This window comes from Stenotrophomonas sp. Ste86 (genome assembly GCF_024519465.1).
In the GTDB taxonomy this organism is placed as follows: Bacteria; Pseudomonadota; Gammaproteobacteria; order Xanthomonadales; family Xanthomonadaceae; genus Stenotrophomonas.
Window position 1 is genome coordinate 304,083 of sequence record NZ_JALJRW010000003.1, and the last position, 7,415, is coordinate 311,497.

Annotated in this window: 7 protein-coding genes; 4 read left to right on the forward strand and 3 right to left on the reverse strand. The window is 67.5% G+C overall.

Annotation, left to right across the window (positions count from 1 at the left end):
• Positions 1–49: 49 nt before the first annotated feature.
• Positions 50–553, reverse strand: a complete 504-nt coding sequence (locus NR101_RS05210; RefSeq protein ID WP_256776005.1) for a hypothetical protein — start codon at positions 551–553, stop codon at positions 50–52.
• 404 nt (positions 554–957) lie between these two features.
• On the opposite strand from NR101_RS05210, the gene NR101_RS05215 reads away from it, so the two are divergent.
• Positions 958–2,985: a sodium-translocating pyrophosphatase gene (locus NR101_RS05215; protein ID WP_256776004.1), complete on the forward strand. Its 2,028-nt coding sequence runs from the start codon at positions 958–960 to the stop codon at positions 2,983–2,985.
• A gap of 64 nt (positions 2,986–3,049) precedes the next feature.
• Here the strand turns inward: NR101_RS05215 and NR101_RS05220 are convergent, their stop codons facing one another.
• Complete coding sequence (locus NR101_RS05220) at positions 3,050–3,364, reverse strand: hypothetical protein (RefSeq protein ID WP_256776003.1); 315 nt, start codon at positions 3,362–3,364, stop codon at positions 3,050–3,052.
• 280 nt (positions 3,365–3,644) lie between these two features.
• Here NR101_RS05220 and NR101_RS05225 point away from each other — a divergent pair, with 280 nt between their 5' ends.
• Positions 3,645–3,902, forward strand: a complete 258-nt coding sequence (locus tag NR101_RS05225; protein WP_256776073.1) for a DUF2789 domain-containing protein — start codon at positions 3,645–3,647, stop codon at positions 3,900–3,902.
• Positions 3,903–4,175: 273 nt separating this feature from the next.
• On the opposite strand, the gene NR101_RS05230 is transcribed toward NR101_RS05225, so the two are convergent.
• On the reverse strand, positions 4,176–5,093 hold the full coding sequence (locus NR101_RS05230) for a hypothetical protein (RefSeq protein ID WP_256776002.1): 918 nt from the start codon (positions 5,091–5,093) through the stop codon (positions 4,176–4,178).
• A gap of 184 nt (positions 5,094–5,277) precedes the next feature.
• Here NR101_RS05230 and ppa point away from each other — a divergent pair, with 184 nt between their 5' ends.
• Together ppa and NR101_RS05240 are read left to right on the forward strand one after the other, a co-directional pair.
• Positions 5,278–5,814, forward strand: a complete 537-nt coding sequence (gene ppa / locus NR101_RS05235; RefSeq protein ID WP_256776001.1) for an inorganic diphosphatase — start codon at positions 5,278–5,280, stop codon at positions 5,812–5,814.
• 151 nt (positions 5,815–5,965) lie between these two features.
• The gene (locus NR101_RS05240; protein WP_256776000.1) at positions 5,966–7,087 is read left to right on the forward strand and encodes an HDOD domain-containing protein; all 1,122 of its coding nucleotides are present in this window, start codon (positions 5,966–5,968) and stop codon (positions 7,085–7,087) included.
• Positions 7,088–7,415: the final 328 nt, after the last annotated feature.

A 7,415-nucleotide genomic window follows, 5' to 3' on the forward strand; every position in this document is an offset into this window, starting at 1 on the left:
CGATCCCGGGGAGCCCGCCAGCGGCCTTCATTACTGTCACGCAAGCTGCTCAGTTGCAGGGCTTGCCTTCCACCTTCAGCTGCGCGGCAAACATCGGCACCTGCGCGATCTTGCCGGCGGCCGCCTGTTTCTTGGCCTCTTCCAGGTAGATCCGGGACTGGCCCTGGCCATCCAGCTCGGGCTTCTGCGCGACCGGCATGCGCCATACCCGCACGACCGCCTGCTGTGCGGGGCACGCGGCGCTGGGCACGCGGATCACATCATTGAGCTTCCAGCCCTTGGCCTGGCTGGGCTGGGCCTTGTCGAAATCGACGAAACGCGCACGCGGCTGGCACTGCTCGCTGGTGCGCACCACAGCGAATTTGTAGGGCTGCGCGGCATCGGCGGTGAACATGCCCTCCAGCCGCGCACAGGCCTCGGGAATCTGGCGCAGCGTATGCGCCGCGCCCACCGCCTGCGGCGCACCGGCGGCGCGTTGCAGCTCGGGGGTTTCGGCGGCGCTGGCCGCGATGGCGGGCAGCAGCGCGAGCCAGAGCAGGTGACGGGTGGACATGGCAGGACTCCGGGAGCTGGGGATGGAGCGAGGCTGCCAGCGGATGGCTGAACGGCGTGGCAAGGCGTCCCATCAACGCGTAGCTGGATCCAGAGGGCTGACCACCAGCCCCCTGAGTCAGGGGGCAGCCGCGAAGCGGCCGGGGACTGGATGCTGATAAGAGGGGCCCGTGGTTTGCGCAGCAAACCATGGGGCGACAGCGCGCATGCGATGACGCGTACCCGGCACTACCGGTCTGCGGGAGAATGCCCGCATACTCGGGCCACCAGGGATTGCTGAACACCGCCACACGCTTGAGGACCGGGTACGGTCTGAACGGGTTGGTCCAAGGTTGCAGCCCGTTGTGCCCCCGCGTGGAGAGGTTCGTCCGTTCACTGGATGCCATCCATCACCCGGGAGGGGACATGCTGGAACGTTACGGGCTTTCTCTGGCGCTGTTCTGCGCCATTCTCGCGATTCTCTACGGCATCGTGTCGGCACGCTGGATTCTCCGGCAACCGGCTGGCAATGCCCGCATGCAGGAAATCGCCGCCGCCATCCAGGAAGGCGCGCGCGCCTATCTCAACCGTCAATACCTCACCATCGGCATCGCCGGCGCCGTGCTGTTCGTGCTGGTCGGCGTCTTTCTCAGCTGGTACACCGCGATCGGCTTTGCGATCGGCGCGGTGCTGTCCGGCGCGGCCGGTTACATCGGCATGAACGTGTCGGTACGCGCCAACGTGCGTACCGCCGAAGCGGCGCGCAACGGCCTCAGTGCGGCGATGGACGTCGCCTTCCGGGGCGGCGCGATCACCGGCATGCTGGTGGTCGGGCTCGGCCTGCTGGGCGTGGCCGGCTACTACGCGCTGCTGCTGCGGCTCGGTCTGGAAACCGGGCAGGCGCTGCACGCGCTGGTCGGGCTGGCGTTCGGTTCGTCGTTGATCTCGATCTTCGCGCGGCTGGGCGGCGGCATCTTCACCAAGGGGGCCGACGTCGGCGCGGATCTGGTGGGCAAGGTCGAGGCCGGCATTCCCGAGGATGATCCGCGCAACCCGGCGGTGATCGCCGACAACGTTGGTGACAACGTCGGCGACTGCGCAGGCATGGCCGCCGACCTGTTCGAGACCTACGCGGTGACGGTCATCGCCACGATGCTGCTGGGCAGCCTGATGCTGGCCGAAGCCGGGCGCAACGCGATCCTGTATCCGCTGGTGCTGGGCGGTGTGTCGATCATCGCCTCGATCATCGGCGCGCTGTTCGTCAAGGTGAAGCCGGGCGGCTCGATCATGGGCGCGCTGTACAAGGGCGTGATCGTGTCCGGCGTGCTGGCGGCGATCGCGTTCTATCCGATCACCATCCAGTTGATGCCGGACAACGCACACGGCGCGCTGAACCTGTACTTCTGCGCCCTGGTCGGCCTGGTGCTCACCGGCCTGATCGTGTGGATCACCGAGTACTACACCGGCACCCAGTACAAGCCGGTGCAGCACGTGGCGCAGGCATCCACCACCGGACACGGCACCAACATCATCGCCGGGCTCGGGGTCTCGATGAAGTCCACGGCCCTGCCGGTGATCGCGGTCTGCGTGGCGATCTGGCTGGCGCACTACTTCGGCGGCCTGTACGGCATCGCCATCGCCGCCACCGCGATGCTGTCGATGGCCGGCATGATCGTCGCGCTGGATGCCTACGGCCCGATCACCGACAACGCCGGCGGCATCGCCGAGATGGCCGAGTTGCCCTCCGCCATCCGCGACATCACCGATCCGCTGGATGCCGTTGGCAACACCACCAAGGCGGTGACCAAGGGCTATGCGATCGGCTCGGCGGCACTGGCCGCGCTGGTGCTGTTCGCCGATTACACGCATAACCTGCAGGCCGCCAACCCCGGGGAGGTGTTCGCCTTCGACCTGTCCGACCACACGGTGATCATCGGCCTGCTGATCGGCGGCCTGATCCCCTACCTGTTCGGCGCGATGGCGATGGAGGCCGTGGGCCGGGCGGCGGGTGCGGTAGTGGAGGAGGTGCGCCGCCAGTTCCGCGAGATCCCCGGGATCATGGAGGGCACCGGCAAACCGCAGTACGACCGCGCCGTGGACATGCTGACCCGCTCGGCGATCCGCGAAATGATCGTGCCCTCGCTGCTGCCGGTGGCGGTCCCGGTGGTGGTCGGCCTGCTGCTCGGGCCGCGCGCGCTGGGTGGCCTGCTGATCGGCACCATCGTCACCGGCCTGTTCGTGGCGATCTCGATGACCACCGGCGGCGGTGCGTGGGACAACGCCAAAAAGTACATCGAAGATGGCCACTTCGGCGGCAAGGGCAGCGAGGCGCACAAGGCCGCGATCACGGGCGATACGGTCGGCGATCCTTACAAGGACACGGCAGGCCCGGCGATCAATCCGTTGATCAAGATCATCAACATCGTGGCGTTGCTGCTGGTGCCGTTGCTGTAGCACGCGGCAGGGGTGCATGTCCCGGCCGTGCCGGGGCATGCGCGCCTTTGCAGGCGCGCACACACTACGCGCGGCGCGGCTTCACCGCCCACCAGACCATGAGCATGACGCCGCCCACCGCCCACAGGGCGGCCATGGCCAGCAACAGGTCCGGCAGGTCTTCGAACCGCAGGGGGCTGCCGAGGAACGTCGCCGCACAGAGGGTCAACCCGATGCCGCTGGGCAGACGGGCTCCGTGCCACGCCGTATACGCGAACAGCGGAGCCAACGCGCCGGTGAGCGTGATCGCCGCGACGAACGGGGCCAGCGAAAGCAGCGCAACGAGCAACGCGATGACGGCGGCAGCCCATGCAACAACGGTGGCACGTCTGCGATGCATCCCTGTCCCTCCCGAATGCGGCCATCCGTGCCGTGGTGCCGAGGATGCTAGTGCCACCTCGCTGCGCAGGCAACGCAGGGGCCACGCCCGGGTTCAGCGGCGACGGATGAAAAATGCCACCGGCACCATGACCTCCACCGGGTCGCCGCGCTGTCCACCGCGGCCAGCGGCGCGGCGACCCTGTGCATCGCCGGGCGCCCTGCCCCCGCTCCGGCGATGCGGCGCTCACGCGGCTGCATCGATAATGGGGACCCCCCTTTTTTGCGGAGACCACCCCATGATGATCACCACCGAACCGCGCATGGGCAATCTGTTCCTGCAGCTCGGGCTGGAGGCGTCCGACGAGGCGATCGCCGGCTTCATCCGTGCCCACCAGCTGCCGACCGAGGTCGCCCTGGTCGACGCACCGTATTGGAACGACGGGCAACGTCAGTTCCTCGCCGAACAGCTCAAGTCCGATGCCGACTGGGCGATCATCGTCGATGAACTCAGCGAAGCGCTGCATGCCGACGCCGTGGCGCAGCAGACCGGCGTGTAATGACAACGCAGGGACCGGCAGCTGCCGGTCCCTGCGCACCAGATCGCCTGGATCACATCTTCGGTGCCCCCATGATGTTGCCGCGGTTGCATTGCACCGGCCGCAGCAACGCCGGGCGTCCGCGGATCCGCATCCCGGTGCGGGCGGAGGCGTCGGTGGTCATGCGACAGACACAGGGCCGGGGCGGAAGGCGCGTCAGGTCCCCCGCAAATGCAGATGCGTCGTGCCTGCCCGCCTCATCCGCTACCGCGCCTGTGGCGATCACACGGCAGCTCACAGGCAGGTAGTCAACCCTTCGTACACCGTAGTGCTGGTCCCCGGTAGAAGGGTGTCGATGGCGTCCTGCCCGTGAAGCGTATCCAGCAGCAGCGGCAAGGGGGTGTAAGACGCCAGCGGCAGGCGGCAGGCCCAATCGCGGGCATCCACGGTGACCGCACCGGTGGCAGCCTCCACCGCCATGTTGCTGCCGGCGAATGTCCACCGGCACTCCCCCACCCGGCCGCTGGCGGCGTGCACCGAACAGCGCAGGCGCATGGCCTGCAGGTTGTAGTACTCGCCTTCGCAGAAGGTGTCGCCGCAGATGTCATCGAAGCCGCGCACCAGCGCCTGTTCAAGCGCACGTAAACGCGCCCCACCCTGGCCCTGGCGGGGATAATCCCGCGCGTCCACGTAGCGGGCCGACGCTGCCGCGCGCGCCGACCGCCGGGTCTGCTGGAGGCAGTCGCCCACCGCCTCGCCGATGGACATCGCGGCACCGGGCAGCACGATATCCAGCGCGTCGGCGCTTTCCAGGGAAGCATGGAAGGCCTCCACCGCCACTCCCTTGCCCAGCGGCAAAGGGCAGTCCCAGCGTCGGTTGTCCACCCGCACCTCGCCCGTGTCCGGCGCTACCTGCAGTTCGCTGGCAATGAACAGCCAGTTGCAGGCATGCACCTGCGCACGGGCCGCATTGACCGAGCAGCGTAGTTGCAGCGCGCGCAGATTGCTGTAGTCGCCTTCGCAGAGGGTATCGGCACAGACTGCGTCAAAGCGGCTCGCCAGGTGGGCTTCCAGGGAATAGAAGCGATCCCAGTTGGCCTCGTTGCGGGGGAAATCCACCAGGTCGATGAACGGCCGGGCAAGCAGGGGGGCGCTGGGCAGTGCCAGCAGCAGGGCAAACACTCGCAGCAGCAACCGGTGACGCATGTCCATGGCCAGACTCCAGCAGAAGGAGGGACCAGCCTCGCCGATCCCGGGGTGCAGCCCCATCCGGGCAGGCCGCGCCGGGCCGTGGGGAAACCCTCCACGGGGCCATGGTCCCACCCCGCTGCACGCGGGCCGGCAAAGGCATAAAATGGGGGGCTATCCGCCTTCATCCCCCTCTCGGAGTACACCCATGGGTCTGGAACTCGTCTCGCCCGGCAAGAACCCGCCGGAAGAAATCAACGTCATCATCGAGATCCCGAAGGATTCCGAGCCGGTGAAGTACGAAGTGGACAAGGAAACCGGCGCGATTTTCGTCGACCGCATCCTGTCCACCCCGATGCGCTACCCGTGCAACTACGGCTACGTGCCGAGCACCCTGTGCGGCGACGGCGACCCGGCCGACGTGCTGGTGGTGCTGCCGCTGCCGCTGATCCCCGGTTCGGTGGTGCGTTGCCGTCCGGTCGGCGTGCTCAAGATGAGCGATGAGGCCGGCAGCGACGAGAAGATCCTGGCCGTGCCGATCTCCAAGGTCTTCAGCGGCTACGCCCATGTGGAAGACATCGGGCAGGTGTCCAGCCACTGGCTGGAGCGCATCGGCCACTTCTTCGAGCATTACAAGGACCTGGAAAAGGGCAAGTGGGTCAAGCTTGACGGCTGGGCCGGCGCTGCCGAAGCCAAGCAGATCCTGATCGAAGCGCACCAGCGCTACCTCAGCAACAACGGCTGAGGCTGAACCGCATCGCTTCGGCGCTCGCCGCCGAAGCGATGGACATCACGTTTTTTAACTGCGGCACATCACTATTTGTGCCGGATTGGGTACATTGCGTCTTCACACCGTCCACGGTGCGTTTCACCGTGGTCAGCCAGGGGACTGTGTCGTGCGTATTCTGCTTGTTGGGGACCAAGCCAGCCTGTCGGCTGAGCTGATGGATTTCATTGCCGATCTTGGGGAAGAGTGGCAACCATTGACCGCATCCGATGGCCAGGCGGCCATGAACATCGTCGCCGCCGGTCCGATCGACGCGGTGATCGCCTGCCCTACCCTGCCCGATCTCAACGCCACCACGCTGCTCGGGCAGATCCGGACGCTGCGTCCGGAGACGATCCGCATCGCGCTGGTGGATGCCGAGCAGGGCAACCGGCCGCCGCCGGCGCGCCTGATCGGGGTGGCCCACCGCTTCCTGCCGATGCCGCTGGCCCCGGAAGTGCTGCTGGAAGCACTGACCAGCCTGGAAGAGCTGCGCGAACTGCTCGACAGCGCACATCTGCGCAGCGCGATCGGCCGCATCGAAAAGCTGCCTTCACCGCCGCACCTGTACCTGAGCCTGACCCAAGCGCTGGAGCATGACGACGAGACCGACACCGCCGATGTCTCCAAGCTGGTGTCGGCCGACCCGGCGATTGCGGCGAAGGTGCTGCAGCTGTCCAACTCGGCGTTCTTCAACAGCGGCCGTACCATTTCCGACCTGCGCACCGCGGTAACGCGACTGGGCCTGTCCACCCTGCGCGACCTGGTGCTGGCCAGCGAGGTGTTTTCCGCCTCGGCGTTGTCCGGTGCCGAACGCAATTCGCTGCAGCAGCGCGCATTGCTGGCCTCGCGGCTGGCGGCCAAGCTGCTGCCCGATTCCAGCGCTGAGCTTGGCGCGACGGCCGCGTTGCTGGCCGACATCGGGCTGCTGTTGCCGGGCGTGCGCAACGAGCGCGTTGCCCCGGCCGACGCGGCCGATGAACGCCCCGGCCATGCCGAGGCCGGCGCCTACCTGCTGGGCCTGTGGGGACTGCCGATGCCGATCATCGAGGCGGTGGCGTTCCACCTGCAGCCGCAGAAGTCCAACACGCGCAGCTTCTGGGTGACCGGTGCGGTGCACGTGGCGCTAGCGCTGATCAATGGCGATCCGGTGGATGAGGAGTACCTGCAGCGTGCAGGCGTGCTGCACAAGCTGCCGCAGTGGCGGGACCACGCCAATGCGCTGATGGGGCTGGTGGCCAGCGAGGCCTGAGGCCTGCCGCCTTCCGGCGTGGCGATGCGGCTGCGCTGGAAGGTTTGATCGTGGGCCGGCCAATGTCCGGCCCTTCCGAATTCGATCAACGGCACCTACAGCGTGTCCGCCGGCGCTGACGTAGACCCGTGCGCGTGCACGTGCGGCGGTGCGGTGCAAGGCGCCTTCCATTGCGCAATGAACTCGACAGAGAGGCTTCTCCCATCGGCGTCGCACGCATGACGCGCGCTGTGAACCCTTCCAGGCGCGGCCGTCGGTGGATCGGGCGTTGGGCCCCCATGCCCTTTCCGGCGAATGTCCTCCGGCGTCGGCCTGCGGCCGCCCCCTC